The 19667-nt window shown below is 36.1% G+C and carries 20 protein-coding genes; all 20 read left to right on the forward strand.

Features of this window, described 5'->3' with window-relative positions:
- Window positions 1–108: 108 nt before the first annotated feature.
- Window positions 109–1446, forward strand: a complete 1338-nt coding sequence (locus tag EZE20_RS11375) for an AAA family ATPase (RefSeq protein WP_132117628.1) — start codon at window positions 109–111, stop codon at window positions 1444–1446.
- A gap of 161 nt (window positions 1447–1607) precedes the next feature.
- A complete protein-coding gene (locus EZE20_RS11380; RefSeq protein WP_132117630.1) occupies window positions 1608–2426 on the forward strand; it encodes a HEPN domain-containing protein in 819 nt (272 codons plus the stop codon).
- Window positions 2427–2606: 180 nt separating this feature from the next.
- The gene (locus EZE20_RS11385) at window positions 2607–3332 is read left to right on the forward strand and encodes a hypothetical protein (RefSeq protein WP_132117632.1); all 726 of its coding nucleotides are present in this window, start codon (window positions 2607–2609) and stop codon (window positions 3330–3332) included.
- Between the two features lie 195 nt (window positions 3333–3527).
- Window positions 3528–4130, forward strand: a complete 603-nt coding sequence (locus EZE20_RS11390) for a CbrC family protein (RefSeq protein WP_132117634.1) — start codon at window positions 3528–3530, stop codon at window positions 4128–4130.
- A 246-nt stretch (window positions 4131–4376) separates the two neighbouring features.
- Window positions 4377–4943: a GNAT family N-acetyltransferase gene (locus EZE20_RS11395; protein WP_199879891.1), complete on the forward strand. Its 567-nt coding sequence runs from the start codon at window positions 4377–4379 to the stop codon at window positions 4941–4943.
- 150 nt (window positions 4944–5093) lie between these two features.
- Complete coding sequence (locus tag EZE20_RS11400) at window positions 5094–5858, forward strand: RDD family protein (protein ID WP_132117636.1); 765 nt, start codon at window positions 5094–5096, stop codon at window positions 5856–5858.
- Window positions 5859–6014: 156 nt separating this feature from the next.
- Complete coding sequence (locus tag EZE20_RS11405; protein ID WP_132117638.1) at window positions 6015–6623, forward strand: glycosyltransferase family 2 protein; 609 nt, start codon at window positions 6015–6017, stop codon at window positions 6621–6623.
- Window positions 6620–7351, forward strand: a complete 732-nt coding sequence (locus tag EZE20_RS11410; RefSeq protein WP_132117640.1) for a glycosyltransferase family 2 protein — start codon at window positions 6620–6622, stop codon at window positions 7349–7351. The genes EZE20_RS11405 and EZE20_RS11410 overlap by 4 nt, the downstream gene beginning before the upstream one ends.
- Window positions 7339–8742, forward strand: coding sequence for a hypothetical protein (locus EZE20_RS11415; protein WP_132117642.1), 1404 nt, complete (start codon window positions 7339–7341; stop codon window positions 8740–8742). The genes EZE20_RS11410 and EZE20_RS11415 overlap by 13 nt, the downstream gene beginning before the upstream one ends.
- A gap of 10 nt (window positions 8743–8752) precedes the next feature.
- Complete coding sequence (locus EZE20_RS11420) at window positions 8753–9631, forward strand: glycosyltransferase family 2 protein (RefSeq protein ID WP_132117644.1); 879 nt, start codon at window positions 8753–8755, stop codon at window positions 9629–9631.
- Complete coding sequence (locus EZE20_RS11425; RefSeq protein ID WP_132117646.1) at window positions 9621–10562, forward strand: beta-1,6-N-acetylglucosaminyltransferase; 942 nt, start codon at window positions 9621–9623, stop codon at window positions 10560–10562. The genes EZE20_RS11420 and EZE20_RS11425 overlap by 11 nt, the downstream gene beginning before the upstream one ends.
- A gap of 212 nt (window positions 10563–10774) precedes the next feature.
- Window positions 10775–11353: an NAD(P)H-dependent oxidoreductase gene (locus EZE20_RS11430; RefSeq protein ID WP_132117648.1), complete on the forward strand. Its 579-nt coding sequence runs from the start codon at window positions 10775–10777 to the stop codon at window positions 11351–11353.
- Window positions 11354–11529: 176 nt separating this feature from the next.
- Window positions 11530–12813 carry a hypothetical protein gene (locus EZE20_RS11435; RefSeq protein WP_132117650.1) on the forward strand — a complete coding sequence of 428 codons (1284 nt, stop codon included), beginning with the start codon at window positions 11530–11532 and terminating at the stop codon, window positions 12811–12813.
- Window positions 12814–12966: 153 nt separating this feature from the next.
- The gene (locus EZE20_RS11440) at window positions 12967–13215 is read left to right on the forward strand and encodes an FUSC family protein (RefSeq protein ID WP_132117653.1); all 249 of its coding nucleotides are present in this window, start codon (window positions 12967–12969) and stop codon (window positions 13213–13215) included.
- 154 nt (window positions 13216–13369) lie between these two features.
- A complete protein-coding gene (locus tag EZE20_RS11445; protein WP_132117655.1) occupies window positions 13370–13693 on the forward strand; it encodes a DMT family transporter in 324 nt (107 codons plus the stop codon).
- A 158-nt stretch (window positions 13694–13851) separates the two neighbouring features.
- Entirely contained in the window at window positions 13852–14202 is a 351-nt protein-coding gene (locus EZE20_RS11450) for a DUF1016 N-terminal domain-containing protein (protein WP_199879892.1), read from the forward strand.
- A gap of 49 nt (window positions 14203–14251) precedes the next feature.
- Window positions 14252–15265 (forward strand): SMP-30/gluconolactonase/LRE family protein, encoded by a 1014-nt coding sequence (locus tag EZE20_RS11455; RefSeq protein ID WP_132117657.1) that lies wholly within the window; start codon window positions 14252–14254, stop codon window positions 15263–15265.
- A gap of 87 nt (window positions 15266–15352) precedes the next feature.
- A complete protein-coding gene (locus EZE20_RS11460) occupies window positions 15353–17281 on the forward strand; it encodes a penicillin-binding transpeptidase domain-containing protein (protein ID WP_132117659.1) in 1929 nt (642 codons plus the stop codon).
- Between the two features lie 48 nt (window positions 17282–17329).
- Entirely contained in the window at window positions 17330–18616 is a 1287-nt protein-coding gene (rodA, locus tag EZE20_RS11465; protein ID WP_132117661.1) for a rod shape-determining protein RodA, read from the forward strand.
- 2 nt (window positions 18617–18618) lie between these two features.
- Entirely contained in the window at window positions 18619–19656 is a 1038-nt protein-coding gene (locus tag EZE20_RS11470) for a hypothetical protein (RefSeq protein ID WP_132117663.1), read from the forward strand.
- Window positions 19657–19667 lie beyond the last annotated feature (11 nt).

Genomic DNA, 19667 nt, shown 5'->3' on the forward strand with positions numbered 1-19667 from the left:
AATATAACCGCAACTGACTGATATAACCGCAATAGAAAAGAGGAGGATTGCGGATATACGATCGTTGGCAGATATTTTGAGAAAAACCGATAAAAACAAGAACATTTTATGGAATTGACAACAATAAAAAATATTCGTGAAATTCGTGATGAAATACGAGAAAAAATAAAATCGGTTGACTACAACGCAAACAAAAACAATAATTATGGAAGTGAAAACGAGTATAGTTATAAAGGAATTATTGGTGGAATTGATTGTTTACTAACTGACATTTCAACTTTAACAAAAGTTCCAAATAAGTTTATTGCCATCTCAACTTATGATGAAAGAAGCAACATTTATAATTATTTAAACAGAATCAATACATATTTTGAAACTCCAAACAATTTTATTTCGCATTTTGAAAGTCTTAAATTATTAATTAGAAATTATAATATTCGAGGTATTTCTGATAGACAAATTGAATTTGAAAATGAAATAAGTAATCTAACAAAAATTAAACTTTCAATTCAAGAAGAACTTAATGAAGTAAAAAAAATAAAAACTGAAATTGAAAAAGAAAATGAATCATTAAAAGAAAAAGTAGAATCTAGTAATGAAAAATTAAAAGAAATTGAAGATGAATTAGAAAATATTATTTCGAAAAAAACTGAACTAATAAAACAAACTGAAAATTTAAAAACATATAATGATGATTTAATATTATCGAAAGAACAAGCAGACGAAAATTTAGAAGAAATTGTAAATTCACTAAATGAAAGCAAATCAAATGAAAAATTAATTACTTCATTCGCAAATAAAGTTCAAGAAAGAGACAAAAGATTAAGTGAGTTAGAGATTTTGACAGAGAGAAATAGCCAAAAGCTAAAAGAGTATGAAACTGAAAGAAAAGAAATTTTAGCAGAATCTAAAAAATTAATAGAATCAGCTAAAACAGCACTTAACTATAAAACTGCCGAAGGAATAAGTGCATCTTTTCAAGTTCAATACGAAAATGCAAATAAAAAAATTGTTTTTGGCAGTTGGATACTTGGAGCAATTATATGTTTATTATTAACAATTGGTTTAGGAATTTGGATTCTTCAAAATGTTCCAAATGATTTGGTTATCTTGTTTGCAAGAATTTCACTTTTACCATTACCAATAATTGGAGCAATATTTTGTGCAAATCAATATACAAAACAAAAAAATATCATTGAAGATTATGCTTATAAAATGGTTCTTGCAAAATCAATAGTCGGATTTTCAGAACAACTCAAAAAAAATGGGACAGAAAATAATGAAGAATATATTCATTACATTAAAACTGCATTAGAAGAAATACATAAAGATCCATTAAGAAAGCGAAATAGTTCAAACAGTAAAGAACCGAAAATTGAACCAACAAATCTGACACAAATTGGAGAATTAGTAGAAAAAATATCCAAACTAATAAAAGCTGAATAAAAACATCTGCCAACAGCAGTTTGGCAAAATGGCGGGTTCACTGCTAAACTCAACGGCAGATTTTCGATTGAACTTTTGTGCAAAACTGAACATTTGTGCTTCGATTTCCGCCACTTCGCCAAGCTGCAAAACGTTAGCACCAATAATAAAAAACGACAACTATGCCAGCAGGAAAACCGACAAAAGAATTTCACGAATATTTATGTGACGCGACTAATTCTCACGTTTCACACCAAGACTATTTAGTATCACCTGCGACAACTTTTTTGAAATATACAATTGAAGCTAAAAGTGCAATCGACTTGTGTATTAGGAAGTTTCCAAAAAAGCAAAATGGACAATTCACTTCTGACAGTTTAGACAGTTTACAACATTTGGAAACGGCTACACTTCCTGCAATTATGGGACATTTTGAAACATATCAAAAAAGTCTATTTGCAGGTATGTTTGACCTGACAGTTTATTCAACCGCATTTAAATTGGAGCCATTCATAAAAAAACTCAATGACGGAGAAGTTAAAATTGACTTGACACGACTTTCCGCATATAGAAATATTGGAACGTCTTCTGTTGGACACATTGTGGCTGACAGCTTAAATGGTTGGCATAGTCCTGAAAAAGTGAACAAACATTTTGGTGCATTTGGTTTTAACTACCAGTTTTACTCAGCAGACGACATTAAAAGATTAAAAGTATTATGGCAATTGAGACACTCAATTGTTCATACGGGCGGAACACTTACTTTACCTGACGCACAAAAAGTTGAAAACTTGAATTCATTTGGAAATAGAAATATTGCTTTTGAAAAGAATTTCATTTACGAAGTTTCAAGAAAATTTCACCCTATTATTAAACGCTCAACAGAAGGAATTGGACAAGCATTTAAGAATACATTGTTACCAAATTTACCACAAGACACTATTAACCGCATTGACACATTTTTTAAAGTTAAATCGAGTATACACGTATGGTTGACATAGACGAAAAAAGAATTACTGGTGCTAACAGGCGTTTGGCAAAAAAGCGGGTTCAGTGCTTAAATGAAGTTTTGTGCTTCGTATCAAGTTCAGTGCTGGTAGACAGTTTAGTACTTCGAAATCCGCTTCTTCGCCAAGCGCCAAAACGTTATGTGACACCTTATAACAAAAAACACCAATAAAATGAAACAACTTATTTTTATAATATTGACTTTGATTATTTTGTCTTGTGAAAACAAAACTCAAAAGTCGGAATCAACAACTTCAAAACTTGAAGACACTTTAAAACTTGAAAAAACTGAAAAGAACCAAAATTCAAATTCAAATAAAAAAGTTGCAATCGACTTTAAAGAAAACAAAGACTTGCTTGATATTATTTTACTCTTACCCGATAGTGCTTTTCCGAGTTGGGAATGGAAATTAAATGATAGAATCAAATGGTATAAAGAAATCGAAGAAAACAATTTTTATATTGACGAAAATCCTGATTATTTTAACCAATCATATTTTGAACCCAATAAAGCAGGTTTTACAATTGTCGATGGTTTTTGGTCAATTAACATTTATAAGACAGCTGAAAATTCATACATTGTTATTACAGACGATATTGTTGGAGACGGAAATTCTTTAAATTTTTACGAAGTAAAATCTAATATTATAAATAAATATTTAGACGAAAAAACTATCTTTTCAGACTTCACAGAGCTAATAAAGAAAAAAGAAAATACAGAAAATTGTGGAGAGAAATTTGAAGAAATGAACGACCCAATATTTGAGTTTGATTTTACAAATAAAAATAAAGTAGAAATTGAAAGTTCTTGGTATTTAACAAAGGATGATTATGAAAACTGTTTAATTGGAAACTCAATAATTTATAGCTTTAACCCAAAAAAAAGAAGTTTGAAATAGAAAAAATATATTGGAAACCAAAGAAAAAAGAATAAAGGCGTCACATAACAGCACCTACCCAAAAGGCGGGTTTTCGTGTTCCAAAGACAGTTTTGTGGTGAATGAAACATTAGTTTTTCAAATCAAGTTTTGTGGTAAAAGTCCCGCCCTTCGGGTAGCTGCAAAACGTTGGCGGTAAGTTTAAAAAAGCACTCAATGACATTCAAATATTACGACAAACCAGAACTTTTCACAGGACTTCGGGACAAAAAAACGACCTGCGACACTTGCGGAGAAGAGAAATTTTGCTTTGATGCTGAGGCTTTTTATGGTACAGAGGACCTAAATTCAATATGTCCAGACTGTTTATCAGGCGGACAATTGAACAACAAAGACGTATTTACTTGTTGCGGAGATGTTAAAGAACTCAAACGACAATTAAAAGTTCTCAATCCAACTTTGTCTGAATTAGAAATTGAAAATATCGGGCAACAAAAAACAACCGAATTAGAAAAAACAACGCCAAAATTGATAACTTGGCAAGATTGGAATTGGCCATGTGCGGACGGAGATTATTGCAAATTTATCGGCTTCGGTTCAAAACCTTTTTATCAAAATTTGGCCACAAACTTGCCGACAGAAGACTTTTTCAAAAACTCGTTTTACGACAGCGACTCGGACACTGATTATTTATGGAAAGAAGCCTTGCCAAATAAAGAAATTAAAAACTATGAGGACAGTAATAATTACGGAACACTTTTTTATGTTTTCAAAAGCCTGAACTCGGACAAGATATTAACAATTTGGGACTGTGACTGACGACACGGACGAAGAAGAAAACCTACCGCCAACATTGTATTTATGAAAAAGGGGGCGGACGGAAATAATTGAACATCAGAATATTAATAAACATTTGCATCAGCGAACGGAATACTATGAAGCAGTTGGAAGAAACTCAACTTTGGAACAAAACCCAGCACCAGTTACGGGCGGACGAGTTCCAAATTCCCCCTTCTTCATAAATACTTGTAAGTTAGCGGTCAGCTTAAAAGACGACACCGAAAAATGAAAAGCAAAAAAGGAATGAAAATATTTGCAGAAACTGAACGACTAATTTTGAGAGAAATTCTTCCGACAGACATTGACGGGATGTTTGAACTTCATTCTGACCCAGAAGTCCATAGGTTTTTAGGGAATAAAACAGTGAAGAACAAAGAAGAGACTAATGACCTCATAAACTTTGTCAGAAAGCAATACATAGACTTTGGGATTGGACGATGGGCTATAATTGAGAAAAACACAAATAATTTCATTGGTTGGACAGGGTTGGAATTAGTTACCGAACCTATAAATAACCATAAAAACTATTATGACCTTGGATATAGACTAATCAGAAAATATTGGGGACAAGGAATTGCAACAGAATCAGCAGTTGCCTCATTGAAGTACGCATTTGAAAAACTTAAAACGGACGAAGTTTTCGCAAGGGCTGACAGCGAAAATATAGGTTCAGACAAAGTATTAAAAAAAGTCGGGTTAAAACTTATCGAAACTTTTGACCTTGACGGAATAAAGCATAATTGGTATAAAATTGATGGAAATGACTACGACAAAACAAAGCCGAACCGCTAACATCACCTATACGCAAGCAGGGGTTTCGTGCTTCGTAGGACAGGAAAGTGCTAAATTTGAAGTTCAGTTCTTCGTAGGAAGTTCAGTGGTAAAAATCCCTGCCTGCGTATAGCTGCAAAACGTTAGCACCAATTTTAAAAAACGACAACAATGACAGAACAAACAACAGAATTAACATTTCTAAAATCAAGCAGAAAAAGACGAATTGCGGCATTCATAATTGACCATTTCGTAATGACATTTTTAATGGTTTCAATTTTATTTATTGCACTTGGACCAAATTTTATGGACGAAAATAATCCAAGTAAAATGATGACAACAATGTTGTTTGTTATGATACCTGGTTTCATTCTTTATTTTGCAAAAGACAGCTTGAAAGGAATTAGTGTTGGTAAATGGATTATGGGAATTATGGTTCGAGACGAAAATAACCAGAATGAAACCCCTTCATTTGGACGACTTTTTTTACGAAATTTATTTATAGTTATTTGGCCTGTTGAATTTATTGTTTTGGCAACTAACGACCAAAAGAAAAGACTTGGAGACAAAGTTGCAAAAACAGTCGTGGTAAAAAATCCAAATAAACCGGCTAAACTTCCACGTATTTTAGCACTTATTGGAGTTGGAGTTACATTCTTTGTGTTTGTGTTTTTATTCGCTGGAAGTGCTATGAAGAATTCCGAAGCTTACAAAGTAGCGACAAAAGAAATCGAACAAAATAAAGAGATTATTAAAGAAACTGGCGGAATAAAAGGATACGGAATGATGCCAACAGGAAATGTAAGTATATCAAACGGACAAGGACAAGCACAGTTTGAAATTAAAGTTTTAGGAAATACAAATGACCTAAATGTTAGTGTTTACTTGGAGAAAAAGCCAAATGGACAATGGAAACTAATTGAAATGCAAAAATAGAAACTGGTGCTAACAGCAGTTTGGCAAAATGGCGGGTTCAGTGCTAAATTGAACATTCGGAATTCTAATGAACTTTAGTGCTAAAATGAAAGTAAGTGCTTCTAAATCCGCCACTTCGCCAAGCTGCAAACCGTTAGGCGTTATTAAACTAAAAATATGAAAGTATCAGTAATTATGCCCTCATTCTTAGGTGAGTATGAAAACTGTGCAACAAATAGAGTTCAGAAATTCCATCGTGCTATTCAATCATTCCTAAAACAAAAGTATTTAGATACTGAATTGATAGTTATTTCTGATGGCTGTCAAATTACTATAAATATTTGCGAGAATGACTATAATAGTTATACCAATATAAAACTAATTAAAGTCCCAAAGCAAGTTACATTTGCAGGTATTACACGTCAATTAGGTATAAATCAAGCGTCAGGAAAAGTAGTATGTTTTTTAGATACAGACGATTTTATAGGTAAGAATCATATTTTAAACATTGCTAATCAATTTGACAATAATATAGATTGGGTTTTCTGGGACGATTATGTGGTAATGCTAAATAGATTAGAAGAGAGAGAAACTTATTTTCAATATGGTCATTGTGGGACTTCAACAATAGCATATAGGAAGAAATTAAATATTTCTTGGGAAGATTGTAATGGTTATGGACACGATTTTAAGTTTATTAGCCAATTGACCAACTATGGAAAAGTAAAAAAAATTATTGGATGCGAATATTATTGTTGCCACGTTCCTAACTATACAGACGTATGAATATAATTACTAATCCGACAGCAACTATATTAATAACTACTTTCAACGAAGGTAAATTGATTGAGCGTGCTATTAATTCTGTTTATTATCAAGTATCCAAATATAATACAGAGATAATTGTTATAGATGATTGCAGCGAGGATGCAGAAACTATCAATATTTTGACTACTAAACTTCCTAAAGAAATAAAAATTTATTTTAGCAGAGAAAATATGGGATTATCGTATAGTAGAAATTTAGGTTTTAATATGGCTAATTCTGATATAATAATTCCCTTAGATGGTGATGATTATCTTCCAGACAATTCGCTCAACCTAATTATTGAAACTTTCCTTCAAAACCCTGATATAGATTTTATTTTTGGTAATTACTCTAAAATAGAGAACAAAAAAAGAGAAATTATTGATTGTTCATCTATATCAGAAGATGGTAAATTAGACTGTTTCAAACTAGCAAAAAAGTGGATTTTGTTAGGGACAAGCCCCTGCAAAAAAAGTCTTTGGAATCGTATAGGTGGTTATGACCTTACATTTTCTTATACGCTACAAGACGTTGATTTTTGGATGCGTGCTTTAATAAATGATGCTAAAGGGCTTTATTTACCTGATAGTATTTATGTATGGGAACGAAAGCCAAGTGGATTAAATAGCAATATACCTTGGAATGCTTACAGTGATTTAAAAGAAAAAAATCATAATTTCTTTACTAAATTCAAATGCAGTCTATAAATATATACTCTGAATTTTTTTTATCCATATCAGCAGAGAGAAATGCTGAAATACTTTTCTGCATTCAACAAAATGTGATTAACAACTTAGTTGATAAAATAAGTTTATTCGTTGAAGAAAAATATTATGAAAAAGCCTTTTCATTGTTTCAGGATATTCGTAAGATAAATTTAGTGAGTGTAACAGTTAGACCAACTATAATGGTAATAATTAATTACATCAATAATAATACTTTGGATTCTGATATAAATATCATATCAAATTCGGATATTTTTTTTGATAAAACACTCAATACCATACAAAAATTAGAGAAAAACTATTGTTTTGCTTTAAGTAGAAAAGAAATTGTAGTAGTTAACAACCAATATATTATAGGAAATTTAATAGAAGGGTATAGCCAAGACGCTTGGCTATTCAAAGGTCAAATAAGAATAAATTATTTTCCTTATTATTTGGGTTTTAAAGGTGTAGACAATGCTTTTGCTTTTACAATAAGAGAATCAGGATATAAAATTTATAACCCAAGTAAATCTATAAATGTATTTCATTATCACGAATCTAAAATAAGAAATTCAAGTAAAGAGGTAGTCCCACCACCTTATCTGTTCTTACACAATATCTATATTAGTGAGTTATCAAAAATTGATGAATTAAACTCTTTTTATGAAAGTGATATATTTTTCAATGTTTTTTTGAGCAAAACAAATGAAAAAATAATTTTAATTGATAAAATCCAAGAGTATTTGAATCAAAATTATCCAAAAGATAATTTAACTTTCGTAGATATAGGGGCGGGTTACGGAACAATAATAGAAAATATTTGTACTTTATTAGAAAAATCTACTTTTTTTTTCATAGAGCAATCACAATATTTGTACTCTATATTTAAACAAAAAGTTGAATGTTTAAAATGGACTAATGTTTTATTAGAAAACAATCTTGCTCAAAATACAAACATCCCATTTTTTGATTTTGCATTGCTTTCTCATATTTTATTTTATGTAGATAATATTTCAGATTTATTAGATAAAGTTTTGACTAAAATGAAAGAGAAATCAGTAATATTAATTGTTAATTCTAATTACAAGTCATTACAAAGCATAAAAGACACCAAGAAAGAACAAAAAATAAGCGAAGAAATAAGAAATTATTTTTACAATAAACAAGACCTTAGTTGTAAAATTGAAATTGTTGCATCCAAAATAAATGTAACAGATATATATCAAAAAACGAAAAATGGTGAACACCTTTTACAATTTTTACTGCAGAAAGAATCTATATCATCTGTTGATTTGGAGAGATTTGTATTAAATAATAAATATATAAGTTACCAAAATGAGCAAATATTTCTTAGTACAAGCGAAGAATATTTTTGGATTACCAAACAGTAAAAATTAAATTATGATTGATATTATAATGCCTGTATATAACAGCGAGATGTATATCTATGAATCGGTAAGCAGTATGTTAAACCAAACATACGAAAATTTCAGATTGCTAATATTTAATGATGGAAGTACGGACAAAACTAAGGAAATTATACATAAATTTAATGATAAGAGAATTATATATTTTGAAAGTAAAAAAAACATTGGTTATACAAATGCAATCAATATATTATTAAATTTTTCTAATGCAAAATATATAGCACGAATGGATGCTGATGATATTTCGTTACCTAAAAGATTAGAGTTACAATTTAATTTTATGGAATCTAATCCTGAATATATATTATGCGGTACGTGGTTTCAGACATTTGGTTATTATGAAAAAGAGGTGCATTATCCCGAAAATAGTGAAAAAATTAGAGTAAATCTTTTATCAAACTCTTGTATTGGACACCCAACCGTAATGTTTAAAAACGGAGTTCTTTTATATGATAGTAAATATGAACCTGCAGAAGACTATAAGGCTTGGGCTGTTTTATCAAAAAATAAGAATAATTTAATGACAAATATTCCAGAAATCCTACTTAAGTATAGAATTCACCAACAACAAGTAAGCGAATATAGAAAAAATAAGCAACTACAAATTTCAAATAAAATTAAGAAAGAACTTTTACGGAATATAAGTAAAAATTTTAGTCATAGAGAAATAAATACATTTTTATTTCTCACAAATACCTATTACAAAAACTACAATTTTAACGTAAATAAAATCAAAAATCTTATAGATAAGACTATTTTATTTAATAATAGTTGTGAGTTGTATAACAGTCAATTTTTAGAAGAACATTTACAAAACTGCTTAAAAGTAATTGTAGAAAAATATGGAATTTAAATTTGCTATCATCATATTAACCCATAAAAACCTAAATCAAGTAGTTGATTTAGTAAAAACCTTAACACACCCAAATGTTAATATTTACATTCACGTGGATAAAAAAGCAAAATCTGAAATGAAATGCTTAGATTATTTAGCAAACTATAAAAATATTACAATAATTTCAGAAATTTACTGTAAATGGTCTCATTTCTCAGTTGTGGAAGCAACTATGTTATGTTTAAGTAAAGCAATAACAGACAAAAATAATTATATAAGTTTAATTAGTGGGCAAGATTTACCATTAATCAATATAAATAAAATATATGATTTTTTCAAGAGAAATTATACAAAGAATTTTTTTGATTATTATGAATATACAAATTATTTTTTTGAAGATTATTTAATTGCAGATAGTTATTTTTTTCATATCAAAAATAAAATTATAGCATATCCGTCTTATGAATTACCAAAATCTATACATCAATATATAATTCACCATATTATTGGACTATATGTAAATCCTAAAAAAAGAGATTTTAGTTTGTATTATGGTCAACAGTGGTTTAATATATCATCTGAAAGTGCAAAGAAAATTATTAATGTTTGGAATAGTAATAATAAATTCCAAATTTTTTTTAGGCATTCTTTTACACCTGAAAACTTTTTTGTACCAACCATAATTAACTACATAGAAGGATTAGAAAATGTGGAAAATACTTGTTTGCGTCTTGTTGATTGGGATAGATTGACTCAAAGTAATATTCCAATAATAAAAGACGATTGGAATAAGCCAAGAATGAGTAATCACCCACACATTTTTACAAAAAATGATTGGGATTTATTGACTGAATCATCAAAAAAAGGAATTCTGTTTGCAAGAAAATTTGATTTATCAGTTGATGAGGATATATTTAACTTGGTTAGAAACAAATTGTGCTGCGAATAAATTAACAAACGCCTAACATTGCATTTGTGCAAGGTGGGCAAAAATGCTTTATTGAACTTTTGTGCTTTTTATTGGGTTAAGTACTTTGTGGGGCAATGGTGCTATCAAGCCCGCCCTGCACAAATGCTTTTCCGTTAGCACCAATATACGCAACCATTACCAAAAGATTACGCTACAAAACATTTTTCAGACAAATAATTTGAAACCTTAGAGTGAAAAAAATACTCATTATTAACGGACACCCAAACAGTGATAGTTTCAATTTCGGGCTTTTTGAAGCTTACAAAAAAGGGGCCTTGGCTTCGGGAGCAGACATTAAAGAAATTGTAGTTAAAGATTTAAAGTTCAATCCAAATCTGGAATTTGGTTATCAAAAAAGGACAGAGTTAGAGCCGGATTTATTAGACGCCTGGGAAAAAATAAAATGGGCTAACCATTTAGTTTGGGTTCATCCTGTTTGGTGGGGAGGACTTCCTGCAATAACGAAAGGTTTTATTGACAGACTTTTTTTGCCTGGTTTTGCATTTCAGTATAGGGAAAATTCTGTGTGGTGGGACAAACTATTGGCAGGCAGAACCGCTCATATTATTACAACCCTTGACCAACCGTCCTGGTATTATTGGTTTGCATTTGGACGACCAAGTGTTAACCAATTAAAGAAATCTACTTTGGAATTTTGTGGAATTAAGCCAGTTAAAGTAACTTATATTGGACCAATAAAAAACACAGAATTTTCTCTAAGAAAAAAATGGTTAGGCAAGATTGAGAAATTAGGAGAAAATCTTAAATGAAAACTGACGATAAAAAAACAACGAACCGCTAACACAGGCCTGGCAAAAGTGACGGTTCAGTACTCAGCAGACACATTTGTGGTTAATCAACGTTTGGTTCTCCGGATCAATATTTGTCGTGAAAATACCGCCTTCACATTGCGGCAAAACGTTAGCGTTCATCTTAAAAATTTAATATGAAAAAAATTATATTACTAATTGCAATTTTGGCAATAACCCAAACAGTACATTCACAAGTTTATACTGAAAAACAAACTAGACACAGGTTTGCCCAATTGAATTTAGGTTTTGATTTTCAATCAACTATCGGGGGTTCAGCAAGGTATCTTGATACGCAAGGAAATACTCAGTCCTTAAACTTGTCCAATAGTATCTCGCCAAGATTGCTAATTGGTGGTACTCATTTTTGGGGTCATGCTGATTTCTATATAGGCATTCCTCTGTCAGCCTCTACGTCAAAAAAAGAAAACCAAGAAGTTACTGCTTTACGAGGCGTTGAAACAGTTTTTAAGTATTATCCGCTGCGTATTGAACATAATAAAGTAAGACCTTACATCGGTACATCATTAGCCCCATTTTTCTATGAACAACGAAATAATAATTTTGAACATCCGAGTGGTCCTGAATTAAACCATACTAATTTTCCTTTACTTGGAGGTATTACATTTAACTCAAAAAAGCATCTAGTTGAACTTGGAGCAGCCTGGAATTATGCAAACAGACAAAACTACTTCATATCCCGAACGCAAATTGAAAAAATAAATACCCCACCTATATATCTTACTTTATCGTATAGATATATGCTTGAAACTACATTAAGTGCTGAAAAGGACTGGGAATCTGGACGTACTAAAAAAGTTACTGATATATTAGCAAACAAAGGGAAACTAAATGGATTTTTTATAGGTGCAGGTATTTCTTCTGCTTTTTGGCTAAAACAAAGCGACTATAACAAGAGTCAAAGACCTTATATCGGCAGGTATAGTACATCCCTAATGCCAGATTTTACTTTCGGCTACTATTTACATAAACCAGATATTAATTTGTCAGTAGGTTACAGAGGGTATGGTACTTCTACTAATGCTTACGGTGCTATACAACTATTGAATAGAAAATCTTTTTTATTCGAAACAACCAAATACTTATTTGATTATCATGGCTTTACACCTTTTTTAGGACCAACTATTAGTTATGAAAAATTATTATTTTGGGAGAATTTTGAAGGTTCAAAAACTATTGAGACAACAAATAACAGAATAGGATATGGTCTTACTTTTGGATGGGATATTAGACCCAACAGAATACAATCCTGGATTTTAAGAACCAATTTAAGGTGGTACCCGAATCTATTCTTAAATGTCGAATCAGAAAACAAAGTATCATTTGATAACTTAGAATTTAACTTCATTCAACTCATTATTTATCCGAATCGAATAATTAAACGAAAGTCGAACCGATAATATGCGTTTGGCAATAAAGTGGGTTCAGTGCTTAGATGATGTTTTGTGTAACGCATCAAATTTAGTGCATGAATACAGTCTCGCTCCGAAATCCGCCACATTCGCCAAGCCCGAAATCCTTACCCATCATCATATAAACCATAAAAAAAACAAATGACTCAGGAAGAACTAGCACAACTGACCGATGAGGAATTGCTCGAAGTAGCAAAAAACAATAAACCATCACCCATCCTTGATGCATTTTTTATTGGGTTTTTAGTCGGGATAATCTTTTTTGGTGTTGCCGCAAGTGCGTGGGGGTTTACTATCCTAATTCCTTTGTTTCTGATCTATCTATTTTTGAAGAAACCAAAGAAATATGAAGCCCTGAAAAAAGAATTGGAAAAACGAAACTTGCACTAACTGTCAGTTGGTTTTCAAAAGTCACCCCTCTATCCCCCTCATTTCCTCCATCCGCCTGTGCAGCAACCCACTGCATCGCCCGTCTCTTACAAAGATCTCGTAAGAAGTTAGTACTTTGTGGCAAAGCGTTCAAAGTACTAACCAACAAAATGCCATGAATTGGATTATTTTGATACTAGCGGGATTATTTGAGGTTGCTTTTGCCTACTGCCTGGGAAAAGTAAAAGGCACCACCGGCAATGAAATGTTGGGCTGGTACGCAGGCTTCGTCCTTACCCTTACCATCAGCATGACCCTCCTGATTCGAGCAACACAAACGTTGCCAATCGGCACAGCCTATGCCGTGTGGACGGGTATCGGTGCCGTTGGGACCGTTTTGGTAGGTATATTCGTCTTCAAAGAACCGGCAACCTTTTGGCGCTTATTTTTTATCACTACCTTAATCGGGTCAATCGTCGGTTTAAAGGCAGTTTCCTGATTAAAAAAGACGATTTTGAACATACAACTTTTGGAATTCTACTAGTCTCGTTTCAGGAGTATAAGGAATTCATTTTTCTATGTAAGACGATGATTTCTAAGGATTTGACATGCAATATTTGAAAGAGAGTAGGTAGATTTGTAGCAGTTAGAAAAAAAATGGAGAATCGATTTTCGGACATCATTCAGCTAATAAAGCAATCCCGGTCTAATGCGATAAGAGCCGTAAACGCTGAACTCATAAACCTTTACTGGACTATCGGCGAATATATCAGCAAGAAAATTGAAGGTTCAGAATGGGGCGACTCGGTTGTGGCTGAGATAGCCCACTATATACAAACCAACGAACCCGAAATAAAGGGCTTCTCTGACAAGAATATTTGGAGAATGAAGCAGTTCTACGAGACTTACAAGGATTTTCCAAAACTCTCACCAGTGGTGAGAGAAATAAGAATAAAAAATATCATTCCTAAACCTGGGAAAGCAGAATGTCCCAATCGAACTTCGTAACCCATTTTGTATTAGTATTCCCCACAAACCCCTAAACCCAACTGACTCCATGAAAAATCTATACATCATCTTTACACTCCTTACAAGTATGAGCATTTCTCAGGCGCAACCTGTATACCCTACCCTCGGGCGGGTGCAGTACGATAGTCCCGAACTGGAAAAACTACTTCCCAAAAGCAGTACAATTGAGGTACTTGCTTCTGGCTTTGTGTGGTCCGAAGGTCCTGTTTGGGTCAAAGAAGGTGGTTATTTACTCTTTTCGGATGTTCCGGCCAATACGGTCTTCCGATGGAGCGAGAAAGACGGGCTGTCTGAATTCCTTAAACCTTCGGGCTATACCGGACGCGGCGAATACAGCGACGAACCCGGTAGTAACGGATTAATCATTGACTCACAGGGCCGGCTCGTCAGTTGTGAGCACGGCGACCGGCGGCTTTCGGCTATGCCACTGACGGGCGGCGGCAAAATCACCCTTGCCGATCGGTTTGAAGGAAAACGCTTCAACAGCCCTAATGACGTGGCGCAGCACCCGACCAATGGCAGCTACTATTTCACCGATCCGCCCTATGGTTTGGCCAAAAAAGACAAAGACCCTACCCGTGAAATCAAAGAATTTGGGGTATATCGGGTCACAGCGGACGGCACGGTTGTTCGCATCATCGACAACCTCACAAGACCAAACGGGCTGGCTTTTTCACCTGATGCCAAAACGCTGTATGTAGCTCAGTCTGACCCTGAACGTGCCATTTTGATGGCTTATCCGGTTTTGGAAAACGGAAATGTGGGGGCCGGAAAACTGCTGTATGACGCTACTCCGCTCGTTAAGAAAGGATTGAAGGGCTTGCCGGATGGCCTGAAAGTAGATCAGGCGGGCAACCTGTGGGCCACCGGGCCGGGCGGTGTCCTGATTCTGACCGACACGGGCACTCTGCTTGGAACCATTCAGACCGGACAACCGACTGCCAACTGCGCCTGGGGCGACGATGGCAGCAGCCTGTACATCACGGCAGATGGCTACTTGTGCCGCATAAAAACCGCCACAAAAGGAGCGGGATGGGATTAAAAAGTATTGATGATGTTCCTTTGATAAATGATTCTATGTCACGAACTTCGTGCATAAATATGTGAGAAAAGGTTATTTCCGGGAAGAATGCTTGATAATCGTCGTTTTGTTATTTTTGGTTTTTTTGGGTTGATTGGTTTCGCCTACATTTTTCGTCTGCTTTATCTTCAGGTACTGGACGACAGCTACTCCATCGAGTCGTCGAGCAATTCGATCAAACGTGTCATTGAGATTCCCTTTCGCGGGCAAATTTATGACCGAAATGAGAAGCTGATTGTCTATAATACGCCTGTGTACGATTTGCTGGTTACGCCCTACAAAGCCAAAATTCAGGATACGCTTACTTTTTGCAAGCTCCTGAACATCGAACGCCCCACCTTCGACAGCCTGATGAATGCCGCAAGGTCTTACTCACGCGTGAAGCCGTCGCTGTTTTTGCGGCAGCTATCCAAAGAAGATTTTGCACGGATCCAGGATGTCATGGTCGATTATCCGGGATTCGAGTTTTCCAAGAGTTCGCTCCGTACCTACAACGCACCTACGCTTGCCAATACGTTGGGCTACGTGAGTGAGATTACCCGTGGGCAGCTCGAAAAACAGGAAGGGTACTACTACCAGCAAGGCGACTATATCGGGCAAAATGGCCTGGAAAAATTTTACGAAGATCAGCTCCGCGGGCGACGAGGCATTAAGTTCGTGATGCAGAATGTTTCGGGAGTGATGAAAGGCTCCTGGAAAGATGGCGAGTTGGATACAATGGCAGTAGCCGGTCAAAACCTTTACACCGGCATCGACCTGGATCTGCAACAGTATGCCGATAGTCTGATGCGCAACAAGGTAGGAAGTGTCGTGGCGATTGAGCCCAAAACCGGTCAGATTCTCACGATAGTTTCTGCCCCGAGCTACGACCCCAACATCCTGGCTAGCCGGCATTTTTCAGAAAACTACCGCAAACTCGCCAACAACCCTTACAAGCCTTTGTTCAATCGTCCGGTGATGGCGAGCTACCGGCCCGGATCTACCTTTAAACTGATTCAGGCGCTTACTGCTTTACAATCCGGGGTCATTACGCCCGGCACGGGTTTTGGCCATGCCGGCATACCCATGAAATGCCACTGTGGGGGCCGTGCCAACAGCGTGGAACACGGCATTCAGTTTTCGTGTAATCCCTATTTCTATCAGGTTTTCCGTCGCATTATTTATGACAATGACATCAAAGATACCTACAAAGCCTCTGCGTACGGTCTCAACAAATGGAACGAACAGGTTAGTAAGTTTGGCATCGGCGAGCGCTTAGGTGTGGATCTGCCCAGTGAATACAAGGGGAATTTGCCGAATGATTCGTACTATGACAAGATTTATGGAGAAAAACGCTGGAAATTCTCCAACGTCTATTCGTTGAGTATCGGCGAAGGTGAATTGCTGATTACGCCCTTAAAAATGGCGAACGTAGCTGCTATCATTGCGAATCGGGGGTACTATTACACGCCGCACGTGGTGTCAGGTGTAGGAAAAAAGAACAACCCGTTGCCAGAATACCTCGTTCGGCACGAAACCGGGATTGAGCCCCGGCATTTTGAAACCATAATTCCGGGCATGATTGGTGCCGTTGAGGCTGGCACCGTAATGGGCATGGCCCGTATGGCAGGCATTCAGATTGCCGGGAAAACCGGAACTTCCCAAAACAAAAAAGGACCCGACCATTCAATTTTCATTGCCTTCGCTCCTGCCGACAATCCGACGATTGCCATTGCGGTTTTTGTTGAAAACGGAAAATGGGGAGGCTCAGCTGCCGCGCCGGTAGCGAATTTGCTGATTGAGCGGTACATCAAAGGCAAAACAGAAAACAAGGCCATGGAGAATTATATCATCAACAAGAACTTCATGCCCGATATGCCCAAAACAACGCCTAAAAAAGCCACGAAACCTGATTCGAGTAAGAAGAAGGACGTACTGGCACCACTTGCAAAACAAACAGCTCCCAAAGAAAAATTCACCGCTGCATCCGGGATATAATTATTCCTCTCCATGTTGGCACTTAAATAAAGATATTTCTCCTTTTTCATGGCCCGAAATCAAAATAATTTAACCCAAAATCTCGATTGGGTGGCAGTGTTGATTTACATCCTTTGTGTACTTATTGGATGGTTCAATATCTACGCTGCGGTGTATAGTCCCGAGGTTCCGATGAGCATTTTTGATTTGTCGCACAATGCCGGAAAGCAAATCATGTGGATCGGTACGACAATTCTATTGATTATATGCATTTTGGTGGTAGACTATAAATTCTACGAAACATTTGCATTCATTATTTACGGGTTCATCATCTTCATGCTGATACTCGTTTTGTTTGCGGGTTCAGAAATAAACGGCTCCCGATCCTGGATAAAAATTGGCGCATTCTCCCTGCAACCTGCCGAATTTGCCAAGTTGGCCACAAGTTTGGCCCTTGCCAAGTATCTGAGCGACCCGGCCATTAGCCTGACGCGTTCGTGGAAAGACTATCTGCCGATTGCTGCTATCATTTGTCTGCCGTCGTTGCTCATTCTACTTTCCAACGAAACGGGCTCCATGCTCGTATTTGCTTCCTTTGCCATCATGCTTTACCGGGAAGGGTTACCGGGTTTTATACCGGCGATTGGTATTGTTATGGCCATTTTACTGATCCTGACCTTGCTGTTTGTCAAATGGTACATAGCCATCGGAATAATCATCGTAGCCATAATTATCTGGTCTTTGATGTCAAAGTCTACGCGTAGAAGTGGTGGAACTATGGCTACAATTGTGGTTTCGGCACTGATGATTGCCGTAGTATTTGGTGTAGATTTTTTTATCAATAATATCCTGCAAAAGCACCAACGCAGCCGAATTCTGGTTTTGCTGGACCCCGATTCCGATCCACGCGGCGCAGGCTGGAACGTGATTCAATCCAAAATTGCGATTGGTTCCGGGCGGCTGTCAGGAAAAGGATTTCTGGAAGGAACTCAAACTAAATTCGACTTCGTACCTGAGCAAAGTACCGATTTTATTTTCTGTACCGTTGGCGAAGAACACGGCTTCATCGGGGCTGCCCTTGTGGTTTGTCTATTTATTGGGCTTATCACACGTCTCATTACGCTGGCTGAGCGACAGCGCACGCGCTTCGCACGTGTGTACGGCTACTGCGTGGCGGGAATTATCTTTTTCCACTTCATGATCAACATCGGTATGACGATCGGCCTCATGCCCGTGATTGGTATTCCTCTGCCATTTTTCAGCTACGGTGGTTCGTCGCTCTGGTCATTTTCAGTTCTTTTATTTATTTTTCTGAAAATTGACTCGCAGCGTCCCTACACCCTTTCCCGAACCTGATTATGGCCCTCATTAGTAGAAAAAAAGTACCCTATCCGATCAATTCCAATTTACGGGAGTACCTCGTCAAATACCAGCGGGAAGTACCTTTGAAAATCCACTATACCGATCTGCTTCGGTTTTCAAACGCAATTTCCCTGTACGATCCCAAAGGAAATGATACCTTATGGCTGTCAGTTTTTTATGATCCGCAGGATACGGCTGATATTTTTCAGGCGCTCAAAACCATTTATGCCCATTTAAAAGTTGACGGCGATTTGTCCATTCTGAATCACCTTTCGGTAGACCGCGTCGATCTTTGTACCTATGGAAACACGCGCCCGTTTCGGGTACGTATCGTCAATCAGATCAATGACAACTTCGATTATTTTTACATAAAAAATGCCGATGCTTCCCGCGTGTACGGCCTCGAACTGGAAGATATCTTATCGCCCAATCAGGTGAGTTATCTTACGAGTGGGGAGTCGCTCGTGGAAGAGCACATTGCCGGAATACCGGGAGACATCTTCATGAAAACCCAACTGGGTGATTTGAATCTGAACCCGATTCGCTTGTGTAAAGAATTTGTCAAGTTCAACGAACGTTGTTTTGTTCGCCTGCTTGGCGACATGCATTCGAGCAATTTTGTGGTAGATATTACACCTGACTTTGAAGAAATTTACTACCGATTTCGGGCCATTGACTTCGATCAGCAGTCGTATGAAGGAAAGAAAACGGTGTACATGCCGCAGTACTTCAAACAAAACAACCTCATTATTGAGTTGGGCATGAAATACATGACGCCCGAAAGTGTACGGCAGTATCAAATTGAGGAGCGTTCGCAAATTGCCACCCGCATGCGAATCGAAAAATCGCGGGCAGATGATATTCTGGACGTGATGTCAGATGATATTATTTCAACGTCTGAATATGTTTCGCTGCTACGCAAAGATCTGGCACGTCATTACCGTCATCAGGCCTTCATGCAGTGCCAAACAATGGGCCAAATCGTGCGTACAAGTTTGCGGTTGTTGTCTACCCACAGCCAAACGTACTTTTAATTTGTAGCGTA

The organism is Arundinibacter roseus (assembly GCF_004348825.1).
GTDB lineage: Bacteria > Bacteroidota > Bacteroidia > Cytophagales > Spirosomataceae > Arundinibacter > Arundinibacter roseus.